The organism is Kocuria marina, assembly GCA_014652975.1.
GTDB lineage: Bacteria > Actinomycetota > Actinomycetes > Actinomycetales > Micrococcaceae > Kocuria > Kocuria marina.
The window spans coordinates 138,066-156,267 of sequence record BMZV01000002.1 but is presented as its reverse complement, the minus strand read 5'-3'; the positions used below and the strand labels follow the sequence as shown (position 1 = coordinate 156,267).

Sequence of the window (18,202 nt, the reverse complement as noted above, 5' to 3'; positions counted from 1 at the left end):
ACCCCTGATGGCCGTGCGGCGGCTCAGATGAGCGCCGTCGCATTCCGTACCCCGTGAGGAGGATCCCATGAACGCGACACTCGAAGCGCGTGAACTTAACGCGACCCACCGTTGCGACGCCTGCGGTGCCCAGGCATACGTCCGCGTGGTCCTCGAATCCACCGGTGGCGAGCTGCTGTTTTGCGCCCACCACGCTCGTGCGAACGAGGAGAAGCTGCGCCCGTTGGCCGCCACGTGGCAGGACGAGACGCAGCACATCGGCGCCTGAGCGACAGGCCCACCCGCGGCGTTCCGGTCCCCCGCCGGAACGCCCGGACACGAAGGAAGGCGCGCATCCTCGGATGCGCGCCTTCCTTGTCATGTGTCCTTCACATCATGTGTCCCTCACGGGCCGGGCTTGCGGCCCCACAGGATCACGTTGGTGCCCAGGTACTTGGTCTCGAAGTCCACGTCCGTGAAGCCGACCTCGCGCATGAGCTGCGCGACCTGCGCGGGCTGCATGAATCCGAGGGTGGAGCTCTCCAGGTAGGAGTAAGCGTCCTTGTCCTTGGCGACCACCCGTCCTAGCAGGGGCAACACAATCCGCATCCCCGCGGTGACCGCGAGCTTGAGCAGCCCCCGGGGCGGTGCCGTCTCCAGGACGACCACCCGCCCCCCGGGCGCGAGCACACGGAACTGTTCGCTGAGTACGCGCGGGACGTCGCTCACGTTGCGCAGCAGGTAACCGTGGGTCACCGCGTCGAAGGATTCGTCCGCGTACTCCAGCGAGTGGGCGTCCGCGAACTCCCACGCGATGCCGTCCGCGCCGGGCTTCGTGCGGGCGCGCTCGAGCATGTTCTCGGAGAAGTCCACCGCCGTGATCTCGGCGCGGGGTTCACGACGCCGCGCGGCCAGCGCGATCTCCCCCGTGCCCGTGGCGATGTCCAGCAGCCGGCCGCCCGGCGTCACGGCCGCCCGCCGGGCCACCTCGCGGCACCACTGGGCGTGCCGACCCAGGGTCATCAGCGTGTTGATCCGGTCGTAGGAGTCCGTGATCCGGTCGAAGATGCCCTGGACCTTCGTATCCCGTTCGGTCATGGAGTGCTTACCGTTCTTGTTCACCGAGGACATCAGTCCAGGTAGTCCCGCAGCACCTGCGAGCGGGACGGGTGACGCAGCTTGGACATGGTCTTGGACTCTATCTGGCGAATCCGCTCACGGGTGACGCCGTAGACCTTCCCGATTTCGTCCAGGGTCTTGGGCTGACCGTCCGTGAGCCCGAAGCGCATGGCCACCACACCGGCCTCGCGTTCGGAGAGCGTGTCCAGCACCGAGTGCAACTGCTCCTGCAGCAGCGTGAAGGACACGGCGTCCGCGGGGACCACGGCCTCGGAGTCCTCGATCAGGTCGCCGAACTCGGAGTCACCGTCCTCACCGAGCGGCGTGTGCAACGAAATGGGTTCGCGACCGTACTTCTGGACCTCCACGACCTTCTCGGGGGTCATGTCGAGCTCATTGGCGAGCTCCTCCGGGGTGGGTTCGCGCCCCAGGTCCTGCAGCATCTGGCGCTGCACGCGGGCCAGCTTGTTGATGACCTCGACCATGTGCACCGGGATGCGGATGGTGCGGGCCTGGTCCGCCATGGCGCGGGTGATGGCCTGGCGGATCCACCACGTTGCGTACGTGGAGAACTTGAAGCCCTTGGTGTAGTCGAATTTCTCGACCGCGCGGATCAGGCCCAGGTTGCCCTCCTGAATCAGGTCCAGGAACAGCATGCCGCGGCCCGTGTAGCGCTTGGCCAGGGACACCACGAGGCGCAGGTTGGCCTCGAGCAGGTGGTTCTTGGCGCGGCGGCCGTCGTGGATCACCCAGCGGTAGGCGCGGCGGGTGTCCGCGTCCATGGAGTCCTGTTCGTCCGCGAACTTGTGCTCGGCGTACAGCCCGGCCTCGATGCGCAGGGCCAGGTCCACCTCCTGTTCCGCGTTGAGCAGCGCGACCTTTCCGATCTGCTTGAGGTAGTCCTTGACGGGGTCCGCGGTGGCACCGGCGACGACCACCTGCTGGGCGGGAGCGTCGTCGTCGTCGTTGTTGGTCAGCACGAAGCCGCGCGCACTCTTGTCCTGGCGGCCCTTCATGAGCGGGGCCGATTCCTCCACTGAGGCCTGCTGGGACTCCTGGGTGTCCTCGTCCTCGAGGTCCTCCGGGGTGTCCTCGGGCACCAATTCGTCCTCGGCGAGCGCCTCCTCGACGGGATCCGCCTTCTTCCGACCGCGTCCGCCCGCGGGGGCCTTGGCGGCGGGCTTCGCGGCGGTTTTGGTGGTCTTGCGGGTACCCGTGGACTTGGCGGTGCCCTCCGCGGAGTCCGCGGTGGTCTTGGTGCGGGTCGTGGACTTGGTCGCCGCGTTCTTGGTCGCGGCCGTCTTCTTGGCGGCGGTCTTCCGGGTGGCGGTCTTCTTCGCCGCGGGCGCGGCGGTGTCTGTCTCGTTCGACGCCGCCGCGTCCGATGTGGCAGCGGTGGTCTGCGACGACGCCGCGGCGGTCCCCCGCGTGGCGGAAGCGCTCTTCTTAGCGGCGGTGCTCTTGCGCGCCACAGTCTTCTTGGCCGCGGCGGCCCGCTTCACGGCGGGCTTCTTAGCAGCGCCACTCGTGCTAGCGCCGCCCGTGCCTGCCTGAGAAGTGGTCTCAGCGGGGTCCGTCTGCGCCGTGGAGGCCTGAGAAGCGGACGCGGTCTTGCTGGCAGCTGGTGACACGGAGAACCTTTCGTTGGACAGATCTACGGGTGCGCACCGCATCAGCGGCCAACACACCTATGACCCTGTCAAGTCCGGCGTGGTGACACGGGGTCCCGCCGAGACTCTGAGGGCCTTATTCGCCCTAACACCGACCCTTCGCAGTTTGTTCCCGCACACCATGAAAAAATTTCGCCCGCCCCCGTTACCTCTAGCGATGTGCCCCCATCACCCCTGGTCCGAGGCACCGCGTTCCCACACGCCCCGGCCTGGCCACGCGGTACGCCGGTCCACGCACCACCACGGCGTGGGCTGGTGCCGCAACCGGTGCGCCACGTCGGCCGCCGCGGAACGGCCGGGCATCGCGGATCGTTCGGACCCCGCGGCACCCTCCCGGTTCGCGCAGCGTGCGAGCAACCGCGACGCCGTGTGGGCGCGACCCCGGTACACCTCGAGCTGCGCCAAGGTGGCCACGACGCTCGCGGCAGCCGCGGTCAAGGGTTGCCGGTCACTCGAGGGGTTTGGGTCACTTGACGGCTCTCGGTCACCCGACGTCTCCCGGGAATCCGACAAATCTCGAGGACCCAACGACTCCCGCGAGCCCGCCACGATCTCGGTGGGGTCGGCGAGCGGGTCGCGCCCCGCACCCAGGATCCCGTCCAGCACCTGCAACACCCGGTACGCACCGTCCAGGGTGTCCCAGTCCGGCGGGCCGTCCCATTCCCCGGCCACCGCGACCACGCAGCGCAGGGCCTCGTCGATCTCGTCCTGCGAGGGCTCGGACCCCGCGATGCCGCCGCCCAGTCGCACCATGGCGGCCCGCAACCCTGCGAGCGCCGCCGCGGCCCGAGCGGTGCTCCCGCTCAACCACGCGTACAGCAGCGCGTCCCTGACGAGGTCGTCGTGCACCCCCTCGATCAGCAGCGCGAGATGTCCGTCCGACAGACCCAGGACGGCATCCACCCAGTGCTGCCTGTCCGCCTGGACGCAACGCACCGCGCGGTGCCACGCCGTCAACGGATGCCGCGGATCGGGGTCGATGGTGGGCGGCGTCGGACCCGGCACCGTGGTCCGCGCAGGTGCGGAATCGCCGTCGTCCGTGCGCAGTCGCTCCCACGCACGCGTGACATGCTGTGCCCTCCGGGCGAACCGGTGCCGCCACCGCGGATGGTGCTCGGGCGCATCCGGTTCGGCAGCGCTACCCAGTGCGATCATCTGGGCGTTGACCGCGCTGTCCCGGATCAGCTCGACGGGCAACGCCCGGTCCGGTTCCGCGAGGTCCCACCAGTGCTGCGGACCCACCACGAGGGCGCGTAACACGGTGAGTCCCGCCCGTTCCACGGCGCACTCCCACCGGGCCGCGGCCACGGCCTCGCGATCCATCCCGCCCTCGAGGGCCTGGTCCGAGTACACCGTCACGACCACCTCCCCGCAGTGACGCACACGCGCGAGGACCTCGGCGAGCTCCGCACCGAGCTCGTACGGATCGGTCTCCACGGTGGGTGAGTTCATGCTCAGGCACAGGGCGCTGCTGTCGGCCACGGGGAAGAACAGCACCGAGGTGTTACGGGGCTGGCGACCCACCTGATGAGGGATCAGCGCGAGGAGGTCCTCGGTGCTGCGGATGCGAACGGTGTCGGCGGCTTCATGGGAAATGGTCATGACGCCACCCTGGCGACCGGACGCCCCTCGGTGGGGTCGGTCCGCGCGCATGTGCACGAGCTCGCTCCCGACACACCCCGGGGCGGTGCTGTGGAGGGCGCTTGCCGCGGTGGACGAAGTGGGGTGCCGTCGGCGGTGGAGCGGTAGGGCGTGGCGAGCCGGAGCCGTAATGGGACGCGCGGCGCGGGTTCCCACTCACCCAGGGGTCAGACGGAATCGGGGCCGTGCACCCGGCGCACCTTGCGTGTGCAGCGAAGGATCGCGACCGTGCCCACGAGGGCCACGAGAGCCTGGGCGGCGATCGCGGGACGGAACGCATCGGCGTCGTACAGCGTGGGTGTGATCCCGGCGCCGAACAGCAGGTCGAGCACGAGCCCCGTGACGTAGATCGCGAGCAGGGACGCCGCGAACCCGCCCACGTTGGCGAGTCCCGTGGCGGTGCCGTTGCGCTGCGGCGGGTTGAAGGAGCGCACGATGTCGAACGCCAGCATGGACGCGGGCAGGGACAGAGCGATCATGCACACGGCCACGTAGACGACCACGGCGGGGGCGTGGCCCGGCCAGACGAGCAGTGCCGTCCACCCGGCCCAGCTCACGAGCACGCATGCCAGGGACAGTGTGGAGCGCCGGCGCGCGAAGCGCGCACTGAGTTTGCCGATCACCGGCGCCACCGCCACGTTGAACACCACGTACACGGTCATCACGGCGGAGGCCTGCGTGGGGTCCAGCCCCTGTGCGTTCTGCAGGTACGGGTACGCCCACATGAGGGCGAACGTGTTGCCCACGAACTGCACGGTGAAGTGGACCCAGAAGCCCAGCTGGGTCCCCGGTTCCTTGATGGCCTGCCCCATGGAGGTGCGCACGGTCGCCAAGGAGATCGCGTCGTTGAGCTCACGCGCGCCCGGCGGGTTGCTGCGCAGGAACAGGCCGGAGAGCACCGCGGCGAGCAGGGCGATCGCCGCCATGACCGCGAAGGACGGCACCCAGCCGACCACGTGGAGCAACGCCGCGAACGGGATCACGGAGAAGAGCTGGCCCAGGTTGCCCGTCATGCCCACGACCTGGGTGAGCATGGGTACCTTCAGCGCGGAGAACCACACGGGGAGCAAGCGCATGACGCACACGAACGTGGCGGCGTCGCCGGCGCCCACGAGGATGCGACCCACCACGCCCTCGGCCACGGACTGCGCCGCGGCCAATTGCAGTTGTCCCGCCGCCATGGCCACGGCCCCCACGGTGATGAGGATGCGCGGGCCGAACCGGTCCACGAGCACCCCCACGGGCACCTGTAGTGCCGCATAGACGAGCACCTGCATCATGGAGAACAGGGACAGCCCCGAGGCCGCGGTCTGGAACCGGTCGGCGGCCTCCACCGTGGCCACGCCGAAACTCGTGCGCTGCGCGACCGCGGAGAAGTACGCGAAAACACCCACCGCGAAAATCAACCATGCGGTGGGTGAGTCCTTGTACCGGGACGGACGGGGTGCAACCGGTTCGGGCATGCGGATGGGCCTCCTACGGGCTCGGCGACGGAGGCCCGTGCATACCGGGTGCGGGGCCCTACTCTCGGTGGTCCTCCGGGTCGCTCTGCGCGGCCAGGAACGCCTCCGCGGCGGCACCGAGGTCGTCGGCGTCGGGCAGGTCGGCGTCGTCGGGCCCGGCGAGAATCGAACGACGGGCGGACGCGTCCACCACGTCATCGTATCGCCGTTCCATGTTCTGGATGACAGCCTGGACCTCGGGCGAGGAGTTCGCCTGCGCGTCGATCTGACGGATCACGTCCCGGGAGGCCTCCCGTAACTCGTCCGTGGGCAGAGTGCGCCCGGTCACGGCACTGAGATACTCGAGGGCCGCGACGGCCGCCTGCGGAAGGTAGGACTCCGCGAGGTACTGCGGCACGTGCACGGACAACCCCACGTGATCGATCCCACCCTCCTGCAATCGCAGTTCGAGCAGGTGCGAGGCGGATGCGCTGACCTCGAACGTGGGCTTGTTGCCGTCGATCCGGGGCAGCAGATCCGCACGCGGACCATGGGCGGTCACCAGGATGGGCCGCGTGTGCGGCACGGGCATGGGGATCCCTCCCACGAGCGCCACGAGACTCACCCGCAGTCGTTGCGCGAGCCCCACCACGGCGGAGCTGAACCGCTCCCACTGGGTGTCCGGCTCGGGTCCTGTGAGCAACAAGAAGTGCCGATCCAGCCCGTCGGTGACCACATGCAGGTTCAGCTCGGGCGCCTCGAAGTCCTCGAAGTGGTCCTCCGAGAACTTCACGTGGGGGCGCCGGGAGCGGTAGTCGTAGAGCTGGTCCAGGTCGAAACGGACCACGGTCTCGCTCGGCATGGAGTCGAGGATGACGGCCTCGATCTGACCGGCCAGGTGGCCGGCCTCCACGTATCCGGACAGCGCCACGATCATGGGCAGCCCACGCAATCGCTCGTCTCCCAGCAACGCGGGATTCCCCAGATACAGGGCCGTGGGATCCAGCACACTTCCTCCTCGTCGAATCATGGGCGCGGCACAGGGGCGCCGACGCTCGTGAGAAGGGAACGCCCGGAGCGACCCCGCCTATTCCCCGCTTCCCCGGGGCTGTGCTGGCTAGGATCGGAGTCGTGCGCGCCACACGAACGCCGCGCACGCCGCGGCCATCCGTACCGCGCCGCATCGTCGTCAGCCACCCGTGAAAGGACACGACAGTGACCACTCCGCAGGACATCCTGGCCACCCACGAGGTACGCCTCGAGAGCAGCACCAAGCCCCTGGGCACCTCCGCAGACGCCCTCGTGCTGGGGGTACGCCACGACGGCGAGCTCGCGGTACCGAGCGACGTCAAGGCGGGCGTGCGGCGTCGTCTGACGGAGCTCGCCGAACGGGCCCGGGTCTCCGGCGGGCTCGACCGCGTGCTCGTGGTGCCCGCCCCGGACGAGGTGGACGCGCGGTCCGTCGTGTTCACGGGACTGGGCCGTGGTGAGGACGACGAGCGTGGCGAGAACCTGCGCCAAGCGGCCGGTGCTGCGGCGCGGACCCTGCGCGGGGCGGCCGAAACCGCCGTGTTCGCGCTGCCCGTGGCCTCCGAGACCGAGGTCCAGGCCGTGGCCGAGGGGATCGGGCTGGGCGCGTTCAACTACGTCACGCAGAAGTCCCGCACGGCCTCCGAGGCCGACGTTCCGCTGAGCGCGGCGACCGTGGTCGTACCCAAGAACCTCGGCAAGACCGCGAAGGACGCCGTCATCCGGGCCGCCCAGGTGGCGCGCGCCGTGCGCCTGACGCGCACCCTCGTGGACCTCTCCCCCGACACCGCGACCCCCGAGTTCGTCGCGGCCGTGGCGACCACCGCCGCGAAGGGCACGAAGGTCTCGGTCGAGGTGCTCGCCGAGAAGGAACTGACCCGCGGCGGTTACGGCGGCCTGCTGGGCGTGGGGCGGGGCTCCGTGAACGGGCCGCGCCTGGTCAAGCTGCAGTGGTCCCCGGCCCGCGCCAAGAAGCACGTGGCGCTCGTGGGCAAGGGCATTACGTTCGACTCCGGCGGCCTGTCGTTGAAGCCGCCGGCCTCGATGATGACCATGAAGTCGGACATGGCCGGTGCCGCCGCGGTGCTCAGCACCGTCCTCGCGGCCGCTGCGCTCCAGTTGCCCGTGACCGTGACGGGCTGGCTGTGCCTCGCCGAAAACCTGCCCTCCGGCTCCGCGACCCGTCCGGGTGACGTGTTGAGCATGTTCAGCGGTCACACCGTGGAGGTGTTGAACACGGACGCCGAGGGCCGCCTGGTGCTCGCGGACGGGCTGTGGGCCGCGGGCCAGGAGAACCCGGACCTGTTGCTGGACATCGCGACCCTGACGGGCGCGCAGATGGCCGCGCTCGGCGTGCGTACCGCGGGCATCATGGGCGACGACGCCGCTCGCGAACGTGTCGTGCGCGCCGCTTCCCGCGCGGGCGAATCCGCGTGGCCCATGCCGCTGCCCGAGCACCTGCGTCCGTCCCTCGACTCGTTCGTGGCGGACCTGAAGAACATGGGCGACAAGTACGGCGGGATGCTCGTGGCCGGGCTGTTCCTGCGGGAGTTCGTCCCCGAGCAGCGTGGCCGGCGGATCCCGTGGGCGCACATCGACATCGCGGGCCCCTCCTTCAACGAGTCGCAGCCCTGGGGGTACACACCCAAGGAGGGGACCGGCTTCGGGGTGCGCACCATGCTCGCGGTGGCCCAGGACCTCGCCGAGTAGGTTTTCCCCGGTCGTGCGCCACGCTGCGGGGGTCCACCGGGATGCAATGTCTGGTGAGCCCCCCGGGGTGGCGTTAGGCTGGACCCCAACCGTGACCGCCCCACACACACCCAGGATCGGGACCCGGGCGGGCATCAGAAACCAAGAACTCGAACCCCGAGGGAGCCAACGTGGCCGACAACCAATACGACATTCTGGTCCTGGGCGGAGGATCCGCCGGGTACTCCGCCGCACTGCGCGCGGTGCAGCTGGGTTACAGCGTGGCGCTGATCGAGAAGGAGAAGCTGGGAGGTACATGCCTGCACTGGGGTTGCATCCCCACCAAGGCGTACCTGCACTCGGCCGAACTCGCCGAAGGCGCCCGGGAGTCGGAGAAGTACGGCATCAAGGCCTCCCTCGAGTCCATCGACATGGCGGCCGTACGCGAGTACAAGAACAAGGTCGTGCAGGGCAAGTACAAGGGTCTCACCGGGCTCATGAAGATGCGCAAGGTGGACGTGATCCAGGGCAACGGCAAGCTCACCGGCCCCAACACCATCGACGTGGACGGCACCACCTACACGGGTGAGCACATCATCCTGGCCACTGGTTCCTTCTCCAAGACCCTGGGCATCGAGATCGGCGGCCGCGTGATGACCTCCACCGAGGCCCTCGAGATCGACTTCGTGCCCAAGTCCGCGATCGTGCTGGGCGGCGGCGTGATCGGCTGCGAGTTCGCCTCCATGTGGCGCTCCTTCGGCGTGGACGTGACCGTGATCGAGGGTCTGCCCCACCTCGTGGCCAACGAGGACCCGGCCATCGTGAAGATCGCTGAGCGCGAGTTCAAGAAGCGCGGCATCAAGTACAACCTGGGCACGTTCTTCGAGAAGGTCGAGCAGAACGACGACGGCGCCAAGGTCACCCTCGCGGACGGCAAGGAATTCGAGGCCGAGATCGTGCTGGTGGCCGTGGGCCGCGGCCCCAACACCGAGGGCATGGGCTTCGAGGACCAGGGCATCCCCATGGACCGCGGTTTCGTGACCCCCGACGAGCGCCTGCACACGGGCGTGGCCAACATCTACGCGATCGGTGACATCGTCCCCGGCGTGCAGCTCGCCCACCGCGGCTACCAGCAGGGCCGCTTCGTGGCCGAGGAGATCGCCGGGCTCAACCCCGTGGTGGTCCCGGACATCAACGTCCCCAAGGTCACGTTCACCGAGCCCGAGATCGCCTCCGTGGGCTACTCCCAGCCCAAGGCGGAGGAGAAGTTCGGCAAGGACAACGTGGAGACCTTCGAGTACAACCTCGCTGGCAACGGCAAGAGCTCCATCCTGGGCACCGGCGGCATCATCAAGCTGGTGCGCGAGAAGGACGGACCCATCGTGGGGTTCCACGCGATCGGGACCCGCATCAGTGAGCAGATCGGTGAAGGCCAGCTCATGGTGAACTGGGAGGCCTACCCCGAGGACGTGGCGGCATTCGTCCACGCCCACCCGACCCAGAACGAGGCCATCGGTGAGGCAGCGATGGCATTGGCCGGCACTCCGCTGCACGGCTGATCCACTGCACCGGGTGCCCGCCCCACGGGGTGGGCACCCGGCCCCTCACCACCCCGGGACCGCACGGACCCGGGACACGTTGCACATTTTCCGATCTTTAGAGAGGGACGGACGACACAATGTCTGAAACCGTTAACCTGCCCGCGCTGGGCGAGTCTGTCACCGAAGGAACCGTGACCCGCTGGTTGAAGCAGGTGGGCGACGAGGTGGCCGTGGACGAGCCCTTACTCGAGGTCTCCACCGACAAGGTCGACACCGAGGTCCCCTCCCCCGTGGCCGGCGTCGTCGAGAAGATCCTGGTCGACGAGGACGAGGACGTGGAGGTCGGTGCCCCGCTGGTCGTCATCGGTGACGGCTCCGGTTCGGGTTCCGATGACTCCTCGGACGCTTCCGCCGAGGAGGTCGAGGACGCCGCGACCGAAGCCGATTCCGGTGAGAACACCGAACAGGCCGCGGAGACCGAGACCGAGCAGGCCCCCAAGGCCGACACCAAGCAGTCCTCGGGCAACTCCGTGGAGGTCACCCTGCCCGCGCTGGGTGAGTCCGTGACCGAGGGCACCGTGACCCGCTGGCTCAAGGAGGTCGGCGAGCAGATCGAGGTCGACGAGCCCCTGCTGGAGGTTTCCACCGACAAGGTCGACACCGAGGTCCCCTCCCCCGTGGCCGGGACCCTGCTGGAGATCAAGGTCCAGGAGGACGAGGACGCCGAGGTCGGCCAGGTCCTGGCGATCGTGGGCGACGAGTCCGCCGCCGGCTCCGGTGACTCCGACTCCGATAACGGTTCCTCCGACGAGTCGGGTGAGACCAGGGCCGAGCAGATCGAGGACGCCGCGACCGAAGCCGATTCCGGTGAGAACACCGAACAGGCCGCCGAGGCCAAGGCTCCCCAGAAGAGCTCCGGCTCCGAGGAGAAGCCCACTCCCGCCAAGCAGTCCGAGTCCGGTGCGTCCTCCGATTCCGGTGCCAAGTCCTCGGACTCCGGCACCAAGGACGTCCCCGGCTACGTGACCCCGCTAGTGCGCAAGCTGGCCCGTGAGAAGGACGTGGACCTGTCCACGATCACCGGCACGGGTGTGGGTGGGCGCATCCGCAAGCAGGACGTGCTCGCCGCCGCGGAGGAGGCCGCCAAGCAGTCCGAGGCTCCCCAGGTCCAGGACACCGGCGCCAACATGGCACCGGCCGTGTCCCGCCAGGGCTCCGAGGCCCAGCCGGCCTCCGCCCCCGCGCCGGACGCCAAGCGCGGCACCACAGAGAAGGCCCCCCGCATCCGGATGACCATCGCCAAGCGCATGCGCGAGTCCCTGGACGTCTCCGCCCAGCTCACGCAGGTGACCGAGGTGGACATGACCCGCGTGGCCCAGCTGCGTCAGAAGGCCAAGGACCAGTTCCAGAAGCGCGAGGGCGCCAAGCTCACGTTCATGCCGTTCTTCGCCAAGGCCGTGGCCGAAGCATTGCAGGCGCACCCCGTGCTCAACGCTACGTTCAAGGAAGAGTCCAAGGAGATCGTCTACAACGCCTCCGAGGACATCGCGATCGCGGTGGACACCCCCCGCGGGTTGCTTGTGCCGGTCGTCAAGAACGCCGGTGACCTGAACCTGGGTGGTCTGGCCAAGCAGATCGCGGAAGTGGGTGCCGCCGCCAAGGACGGTTCCATCTCCCCGGATCAGCTGACCGGTGGGACCTTCACCATCACGAACATCGGTTCCTTCGGTGCCCTGTTCGACACGCCCATCATCAACCAGCCGCAGGTCGCCATCTTGGGCACGGGCACGATCGTCAAGCGCCCCATGGTGCTCACGGACGCGGACGGCAACGACACCATCGCCATCCGCCACATGTGCTACTTGTCCCTGACCTACGACCACCGTCTCGTGGACGGCGCGGACGCCGGCCGGTTCCTGGGCACGCTCAAGAAGCGCCTGGAAGCGGGTCAGTTCGAGTCGGAGGTCGGCCTGTAAGGGTTGCCCCGTGACCCACCGCGGTCAACCGTTCGGTTGATATCCCGGCCGCCGGGATGTGTTCTGGATCACTCAGGACGCATCCCGGCGGTTTCGTGTGACGGGGCTCCGATAGGCTCGAATCATGTCTTTCCTCTTCAGCCTGATGTTGTTCCTCCACTTCCTCGGTCTAGCCGTCATCATCGGCACGTGGCTATTCACCATGAAGCGCCCCACCGTCACGTCCGGTCAGTTCTGGGCCGCGATCGTGATGCTGCTGACCGGTTTGGTCATGGTGGTCTTCCGCGAGATGCAGGACGGTTTCGCGGTCAACCACATGAAGATCGGCGTCAAGCTGATCATCCTGCTCGTCGTGGCCGTCGCGGCGTTCATCGGGATGCGCAAGACCAAGCGCGGTGAGCCCGTGTCCACCGGGCTGGCCCACGCGGTCGGCGGTCTGGCCGTGATCAATGCCGCCGTCGCCGTGTTCTGGTGAGCCACCCGCTTCCCTGAACGTCCCCCGTTCCCACCGCACGCCCCGGTGCCGCGCGTTCCCTTGGGATCGCGACGGCACAGGGGCTTCGCGTTGCGCGGGGGCCGTCATGGGCTGACTCTCACGGAGCGGCCTCGACCGGTGTGACGTCGGCGAGCCGCCACCCCCGCGGGGTGTGGGTCACCGAGATCCGCAGGGTCTGCAGGGCCTCGCCCCCCTGTCGGGTCACGTGGGAGCCCGTGGGTAACTCGCCGTGCCAGCCCCGCGTCCGGACCTCGGCGTCGTAGGTGCGAGTGCGGGCCGCCTCGGCGGGCGTGAGACCCGACCCGGCGCGGGGCCGCTGTTCGGTCAACCGGACGACGTCCATGCTCACACCGGACAAGGCCGTTAATCCCGATCCCGAGGTGTCCTGGGCCTTCGCGCGCCGGATCAGGTCCCGATCCCGCGCAGCGAGTCCCGAATCCGCGACGTACACTTCCGCGACGGCCGTCTCGTCCCCGGCCGCGAGCGCCGCCGCGCGGGCGGACACGAGGCCTTCAACGGCCCTTCGCGCCTCACCATCCTTGTCCTGCATGGTCTCTCCTGGCGCGGTGGCCGATCGCTCGGTGGCTTCCCTGGACGCCCCCGCAGCGTCCGGCACGGGGGTCGCCCCAGGGGACTGCGAGCTCGTTCCGGAGGGTGTCCCGGCGGTCGCATCCGGGGGCGACGACGCCGTCCCCACCCCGGCTGCCGACGTCGCACCGGATTCGGCGGGCCTGGCGACGGGCCCGCCACCTTCCCACGCGAGGAATCCCCACGCCAGGGCCGCTGCACCCAGGACTCCGGCGGCCGCGAGCCACGCCCTGCGCCGCACGGACGTGTCCACCCCGGCCACGGCGACGCCGCCCGGACTCATCCGAATCCGACGCGGGGGAACGAGCCGACGGGGAACGGGGCGCAGGGGCATGAGGCGGCGGGGCCGCACCACGGTGCCGTCCGCGCGGATGACCTCCGGGGTCATGCGTTCGGGTGGCCGGCCGACCGGTTTGCTCCGCGGTGCGGAGGCCGAGAAACCTGCGGCGAGTTCCTGCGCGGAGGGGCGCGCGGCGGGGTCGTCAGCCAGGGCGGCTTCGAGCATCAGCACGAGGTGACGCGGCGCGGCGGGACACATGAGCGTCAACGGCACCCGGTGCGACTCGGGGCCGGGGTGGCGGCCCGTGAGCGCGAGCCACCCCAGCACGCCCAGGGCATGCACGTCCTGCACCGCGGTGTATGCATCCTCCGCGGGGCCGAGCGCCACCCCGGGGTGCGCGGGCCGATCCGCGACACCCCATGGCACGGGCCCCACAGAGCTGCCCGCGGGAACGCCGTAGCCGTCCACGAGCGCGCGCCCGTCCGGCGTGAGGAGGACGTGATGCGCCGCGAGGTCCCCGTGCACCCAGCTGCGCTCGTGCAGGTGCGAAAGCGCACGAGCGACCGCCGTGAGAACCGGCGCGGTGTCCTCAGGCCGCAGCCGTCCCCGGTCGCGCACGGTGTCCTCAAGGGTCTGGCCGCGGACGTGGTCCGCCACGAGCGCCCGGGATGCGCCGTCCCCGCCGAGGGTCGCGCGCACGCTCACGAGCTCGGGATGCGGTGACTCCGCCCATGCCTCGACGAGGGCGGCGATCTGCTCCTCGCCGGCCCGCCGGTGTTCGCGGTCCTCGGTCACGACGAACGTGACGGTGTACTTCTCATGGGTCGTGCGTTCCCGGGCCAGCCACGTGCGGGACCCACCGCCCTCCCCGAGCTTCTCCACGAGTTCGAGACCGTCGCGCTCGACCGTCTCGGCGGCCGGATCGCTCATCGACTCGGGCGACTCCGCACGGTCGGCGGGCTGCACACGGTGGGCGGGTACCGAATGGCCGGCGGATACCGCACTAGCGGAGGGGGCCGCACCCGGGGACGCCGCGGCGTCGTCGTGTCCCTCGAGACCGTGACGACGCCGCTCACCCGCGCGCACGGCCCGCACGCGGTCCCGCGCGCTGTGCCCACGCGACGGCGCGGACGCGTCACGGGTCCTGGACGGTGCCTCGAGCTGCTCCGGTTCCTGCTCTGCGTTCATGACCCCACTGTGCCGGGAAACACGGCGGCCCGCTCGCGTTATCCACAGACGGGCGGAAGGGATAGGCTGGCGGAATGGCTCTGCACTTCGAACGCATCGGTCTGGCACCGGACTTCGTGAACTACCGCGAGTGCTTGGACCTGCAGCGGGAGGTCCACGGCGAGGTCGTGGCCGGAACCCGCGGCAACACGGTGCTGATGGTGGAACACGAACCCGTCTACACCGCCGGGCGCCGCACTGAGAAGCACGAGTACCCGTGGGACGGCACGGACGTGGTCCCGATCGGCCGGGGCGGGAAACTGACCTACCACGGCCCCGGGATGCTCGTGGGGTATCCCATCGTGCGCTTGCCGATCCCCTTGGACGTGGTGCGCTTCGTGCGTGTCCTGGAAGAGGTCATCATCGCCGTGGTCCGTGACTTCGGCGTGCCCGCGACCACCGTGGAGGGCCGGTCCGGCGCGTGGGTGCTCGCGGACGAGCGGGGCCCCGATCGCAAGATCTCGGCGATCGGCGTGCAGGTCTCCAAGCGTGCGACGATGCATGGTTTCGCCTTGAACTGCTCGAACGACCTGCGCCCGTTCGGCAAGATCATCCCGTGCGGGATCACGGACGCTGGCGTGACCTCGATCAGCCAGGAGACCGGGAATCGGATCGACCCGGCGGACGTTGTGCAGCGTATGGAGCAGGAACTCGCGGCCCGTGAGGCGGACCTGTGCGTCGCCTTCGAACCCGATGTCCCGGCACCGCCCGTGCGACTGCCGCACACGGGTGACTCCCGAGCGAGGGACGCCACACCCACCGCGGTGTCCTGACCGGGCCACAGCCACCGCACGAATCGCGGATCGTCGAGAACAGACCCCTGAGAACGGCCCGACCCGCTCATCCGCGTGGACCGGGCCCCGCCAGCGCCACCAGCGAGGAGTACTCATGACCATCGCCCCCGAAGGCCGCAAACTGCTGCGCGTCGAGGCACGCAACGCCGAGGTGCCCATCGAGAAGAAGCCCTCGTGGTTGAAGAACACCGCCAAGATGGGACCCCAGTTCACGGAACTGAAGTCCATGGCCCGGGGTCGCGGGCTGCACACGGTGTGCGAGGAAGCAGGGTGTCCCAACATCTACGAGTGCTGGGAGGACCGTGAGGCCACGTTCCTGATCGGCGGGGACACGTGCACGCGCCGCTGCGACTTCTGCGACATCGCCACGGGCAAGCCGGGCATGGTGGACGTCGCCGAGCCTCGCAAGGTCGCCGAGTCCGTGCGTGACCTGGGACTGCGCTACGCGACCGTGACCTCGGTGGCCCGTGACGACCTCGCGGACGGCGGCGCATGGCTCAACGCCGAGACCATTCGCGCGATCCACGCCCTGAACCCGAGCACGGGTGTGGAGATCCTGATCCCCGACTTCAAGGGTCAGCCGGACGCCCTGCAGCAGGTCATCGACGCCCAGCCCGAGGTCTTCGCGCACAACCTGGAGACCGTCCCCCGCATCTTCCGCCAGATTCGTCCCGCGTTCGCGTACGAACGGTCCCTGGACGTCCTGACCCAGGGCAAGGAGAACGGGATGATCGTGAAGTCCAACCTGATCCTCGGCATGGGCGAGACCGACGACGAGGTCTACGAGGCGCTGTGCGACCTGCACGACGCCGGCTGCGACATCATCACCCTCACCCAGTACCTGCGCCCCGGCCCCACGTTCCACCCGATCGACCGCTGGGTGAAGCCGGAAACCTTCGTGGAGCTGTCCAAGCAGGCCGAGGAGATCGGCTTCCTGGGCGTGATGGCTGGGCCCATGGTGCGTTCCAGCTACCGCGCCGGCAAGCTGTGGGCACGCGCCATGAAAAAGATGGGCCGCGAGATCCCCGAGCACCTGTCCCACATCGACGACTCGGGTTCCGCGAGCCAGGAAGCCTCCTCCCTGTTGGCCCGCCTGGGCTGACGCCCGCGTCAACACCGCTCCGCGGACGACGCCGCCCGCTTCCGGGCGGCGTCGTCCGTTCCGAGCGCCGCGCGGCACCCGGGAGGGCTTCCCTACGGACGAGACGCCGCGTCGTCGGGCCTCAGCGGATAGAATGGCGGAGATCCCCTGTGTCAGCGAGTGCGAGGAAGAACTGTGTCACCAGCCACGTCCACCAAGGCCAAGGCCGCCGAACGCGACCGTAAGCGCGAGGAGAAGCGCCAGCGCAAGGCCGCCAAGGGCCCGGGCATCTTCGCGCAGATGAAGCAGGTCTTCCAGATGACTCGCGAGCGCGAGCCGAACATCCTGTGGTGGATGATCCTGCTCGGCCTAGGCGTGCTGCTCGTGTTCCTGCTCATCGGTGTGCTACTCGGCAACTGGATCACGTGGTTGCTCATCGGCATCCCGTTCGCGGTGCTCGCCGCCGTGATCCTGCTGTCACGGCGGGCCGAGAAAGCCGCATTCTCGCGCATTGAGGGACAACCCGGTGCCGCGGGGGCCGCGCTGTCCACCCTCAAACGCGGGTGGATCGTGGAGGAGGAACCCGCCGCGATGGATCCCAAGTCCAAGGACCTGTTGTTCCGCGCCGTGGGCCGCCCCGGTGTCGTGTTCATCACCGAGGGCCCGGTCAACCGCGTGGACAAGCTCGTGAAGAAGGAACGCCGCCGCATCGGCCCGGTGATCCAGAACGTCCCCATCCACGTGCTCAAGTCCGGCAACGGCGAGAACCAGATCCCCCTGAGCAAGCTCACCAAGGAGATGAAGCGCCTGGAGAACAAGCTCACCAAGCAAGAAGTTCAGGTGGTCCACCGCCGAATGAACACCCTGCAGAACAAGCTGCCGATCCCCAAGGGCGTGGATCCCATGCGTGCGCGCCCAGATCGTAAGTCCATGCGCGGTCGCTGAACCAGCGCCCACGCGCCGTGGGGCGATCCGGCTGATCAGCGCACGCGCACCAGGACGGTGTCGACCGCGCGATCGTGCAGACCCCGTTGGTCCTCGTCCGCGATCAGCGCGGGGATCACCAGACACAACAGCAGCGTGCGAAGGGCCGCTCTGCCGAAACCGGCGGGGCGGCCCTTCATCGTCTGGACCTGCAACCCCATGATCCAGTGCCCCGGGGTGCGCCCGAAGAACCCGACCATGAGCACGCTGATCACGAAGAACACCGCGAGGTTCATCAGCCCCGACCCGTTCCACTGCGCCAGGAACAGCCCCGCGAGAACCACCGCAAGCACCCAGTCAATCACCAGGGCCACCAGGCGCGCAGGGAAGCGAGCGATCGAGCCCGGCCCCTCAGCGGGACGACCCAGACGACGACCGGGGTACGGCTGGCTTCCCTGGGGGGCGCCGTCGAGCCACGCGCCCATGTCCTGGCGAGAAATCATGACTTCACCCTAACGGGCCGACGTGGGAGCTCGCGCACCCGCCGGTAGACTGGGGCTCGTACTGACCGGTCGGCGAGCCCTCCGTGCATCACGCTCCGGGCGTTACACGGACGAAACATTCGTGTCATGGACGGGCAACGCCAGGTTCCTACGCTGGACATCAGAACCGAACGACCGCGGTGGTCCCCGCCACCGCGGCCTCGATCGGACGCCCACACAGAAG

General features: G+C 69.1%; 15 protein-coding genes. 8 read left to right on the top strand and 7 right to left on the bottom strand.

The window, feature by feature from the left end; translation table 11 throughout:
• The first annotated feature begins 67 nt into the window (after positions 1–67).
• Positions 68–268, top strand: a complete 201-nt coding sequence (locus IE157_RS05875; RefSeq protein ID WP_035961388.1) for a DUF7455 domain-containing protein — start codon at positions 68–70, stop codon at positions 266–268.
• 116 nt (positions 269–384) lie between these two features.
• On the opposite strand, the gene IE157_RS05870 is transcribed toward IE157_RS05875, so the two are convergent.
• From IE157_RS05870 to IE157_RS05850, 5 genes are all read right to left on the bottom strand, one after another.
• Entirely contained in the window at positions 385–1,110 is a 726-nt protein-coding gene (locus tag IE157_RS05870) for a ubiquinone/menaquinone biosynthesis methyltransferase (protein ID WP_318281351.1), read from the bottom strand.
• Complete coding sequence (locus IE157_RS05865) at positions 1,110–2,729, bottom strand: RNA polymerase sigma factor (RefSeq protein WP_085105950.1); 1,620 nt, start codon at positions 2,727–2,729, stop codon at positions 1,110–1,112. The genes IE157_RS05870 and IE157_RS05865 overlap by 1 nt, the downstream gene beginning before the upstream one ends.
• 207 nt (positions 2,730–2,936) lie before the next feature.
• The gene (locus tag IE157_RS05860; RefSeq protein ID WP_064845179.1) at positions 2,937–4,370 is read right to left on the bottom strand and encodes a DUF4192 family protein; all 1,434 of its coding nucleotides are present in this window, start codon (positions 4,368–4,370) and stop codon (positions 2,937–2,939) included.
• A 206-nt stretch (positions 4,371–4,576) separates the two neighbouring features.
• Entirely contained in the window at positions 4,577–5,872 is a 1,296-nt protein-coding gene (locus IE157_RS05855; RefSeq protein WP_064845178.1) for an MFS transporter, read from the bottom strand.
• Between the two features lie 58 nt (positions 5,873–5,930).
• Positions 5,931–6,860, bottom strand: a complete 930-nt coding sequence (locus tag IE157_RS05850) for a proteasome assembly chaperone family protein (RefSeq protein WP_193519420.1) — start codon at positions 6,858–6,860, stop codon at positions 5,931–5,933.
• Between the two features lie 206 nt (positions 6,861–7,066).
• Here IE157_RS05850 and IE157_RS05845 point away from each other — a divergent pair, with 206 nt between their 5' ends.
• The 4 genes from IE157_RS05845 to IE157_RS05830 all read left to right on the top strand — a co-directional run bounded on the left by IE157_RS05845 (position 7,067) and on the right by IE157_RS05830 (position 12,561).
• Positions 7,067–8,590, top strand: coding sequence for a leucyl aminopeptidase (locus IE157_RS05845; protein WP_064845176.1), 1,524 nt, complete (start codon positions 7,067–7,069; stop codon positions 8,588–8,590).
• 170 nt (positions 8,591–8,760) lie between these two features.
• Entirely contained in the window at positions 8,761–10,128 is a 1,368-nt protein-coding gene (gene lpdA / locus IE157_RS05840) for a dihydrolipoyl dehydrogenase (protein ID WP_064845175.1), read from the top strand.
• A gap of 119 nt (positions 10,129–10,247) precedes the next feature.
• The gene (sucB, locus tag IE157_RS05835; protein ID WP_193519419.1) at positions 10,248–12,086 is read left to right on the top strand and encodes a 2-oxoglutarate dehydrogenase, E2 component, dihydrolipoamide succinyltransferase; all 1,839 of its coding nucleotides are present in this window, start codon (positions 10,248–10,250) and stop codon (positions 12,084–12,086) included.
• Between the two features lie 124 nt (positions 12,087–12,210).
• Positions 12,211–12,561 carry a hypothetical protein gene (locus tag IE157_RS05830; RefSeq protein ID WP_035961358.1) on the top strand — a complete coding sequence of 117 codons (351 nt, stop codon included), beginning with the start codon at positions 12,211–12,213 and terminating at the stop codon, positions 12,559–12,561.
• Positions 12,562–12,679: 118 nt separating this feature from the next.
• On the opposite strand, the gene IE157_RS05825 is transcribed toward IE157_RS05830, so the two are convergent.
• The gene (locus IE157_RS05825; protein ID WP_193519418.1) at positions 12,680–14,638 is read right to left on the bottom strand and encodes a serine/threonine protein kinase; all 1,959 of its coding nucleotides are present in this window, start codon (positions 14,636–14,638) and stop codon (positions 12,680–12,682) included.
• A gap of 74 nt (positions 14,639–14,712) precedes the next feature.
• Between IE157_RS05825 and lipB the strand changes: the two genes are divergently transcribed.
• The 3 genes from lipB (at position 14,713) to IE157_RS05810 (ending at position 17,497) form a co-directional block, all read left to right on the top strand.
• Positions 14,713–15,450 carry a lipoyl(octanoyl) transferase LipB gene (gene lipB / locus IE157_RS05820; RefSeq protein ID WP_064845172.1) on the top strand — a complete coding sequence of 246 codons (738 nt, stop codon included), beginning with the start codon at positions 14,713–14,715 and terminating at the stop codon, positions 15,448–15,450.
• Positions 15,451–15,565: 115 nt separating this feature from the next.
• Positions 15,566–16,573, top strand: a complete 1,008-nt coding sequence (gene lipA, locus IE157_RS05815; RefSeq protein WP_064845171.1) for a lipoyl synthase — start codon at positions 15,566–15,568, stop codon at positions 16,571–16,573.
• A 174-nt stretch (positions 16,574–16,747) separates the two neighbouring features.
• Positions 16,748–17,497 carry a DUF4191 domain-containing protein gene (locus IE157_RS05810; protein ID WP_035961354.1) on the top strand — a complete coding sequence of 250 codons (750 nt, stop codon included), beginning with the start codon at positions 16,748–16,750 and terminating at the stop codon, positions 17,495–17,497.
• 35 nt (positions 17,498–17,532) lie between these two features.
• Here IE157_RS05810 and IE157_RS05805 read toward each other — a convergent pair whose 3' ends face one another.
• Complete coding sequence (locus IE157_RS05805) at positions 17,533–17,979, bottom strand: RDD family protein (protein ID WP_193519417.1); 447 nt, start codon at positions 17,977–17,979, stop codon at positions 17,533–17,535.
• Between the last annotated feature and the right edge of the window lie 223 nt (positions 17,980–18,202).

What these genes read in the sequence shown, in the direction of transcription:
- IE157_RS05875 (WP_035961388.1), top strand. Translation starts at nt 68, where the DNA reads ATGAACGCGACACTCGAAGCGCGTGAACTTAACGCGACCCACCGTTGC.
- IE157_RS05870 (WP_318281351.1), bottom strand. Translation starts at nt 1,110, where the DNA reads ATGTCCTCGGTGAACAAGAACGGTAAGCACTCCATGACCGAACGGGAT.
- IE157_RS05860 (WP_064845179.1), bottom strand. Translation starts at nt 4,370, where the DNA reads ATGACCATTTCCCATGAAGCCGCCGACACCGTTCGCATCCGCAGCACC.
- IE157_RS05855 (WP_064845178.1), bottom strand. Translation starts at nt 5,872, where the DNA reads ATGCCCGAACCGGTTGCACCCCGTCCGTCCCGGTACAAGGACTCACCC.
- sucB (WP_193519419.1), top strand. Translation starts at nt 10,248, where the DNA reads ATGTCTGAAACCGTTAACCTGCCCGCGCTGGGCGAGTCTGTCACCGAA.
- IE157_RS05830 (WP_035961358.1), top strand. Translation starts at nt 12,211, where the DNA reads ATGTCTTTCCTCTTCAGCCTGATGTTGTTCCTCCACTTCCTCGGTCTA.
- IE157_RS05825 (WP_193519418.1), bottom strand. Translation starts at nt 14,638, where the DNA reads ATGAACGCAGAGCAGGAACCGGAGCAGCTCGAGGCACCGTCCAGGACC.
- lipB (WP_064845172.1), top strand. Translation starts at nt 14,713, where the DNA reads ATGGCTCTGCACTTCGAACGCATCGGTCTGGCACCGGACTTCGTGAAC.
- lipA (WP_064845171.1), top strand. Translation starts at nt 15,566, where the DNA reads ATGACCATCGCCCCCGAAGGCCGCAAACTGCTGCGCGTCGAGGCACGC.
- IE157_RS05805 (WP_193519417.1), bottom strand. Translation starts at nt 17,979, where the DNA reads ATGATTTCTCGCCAGGACATGGGCGCGTGGCTCGACGGCGCCCCCCAG.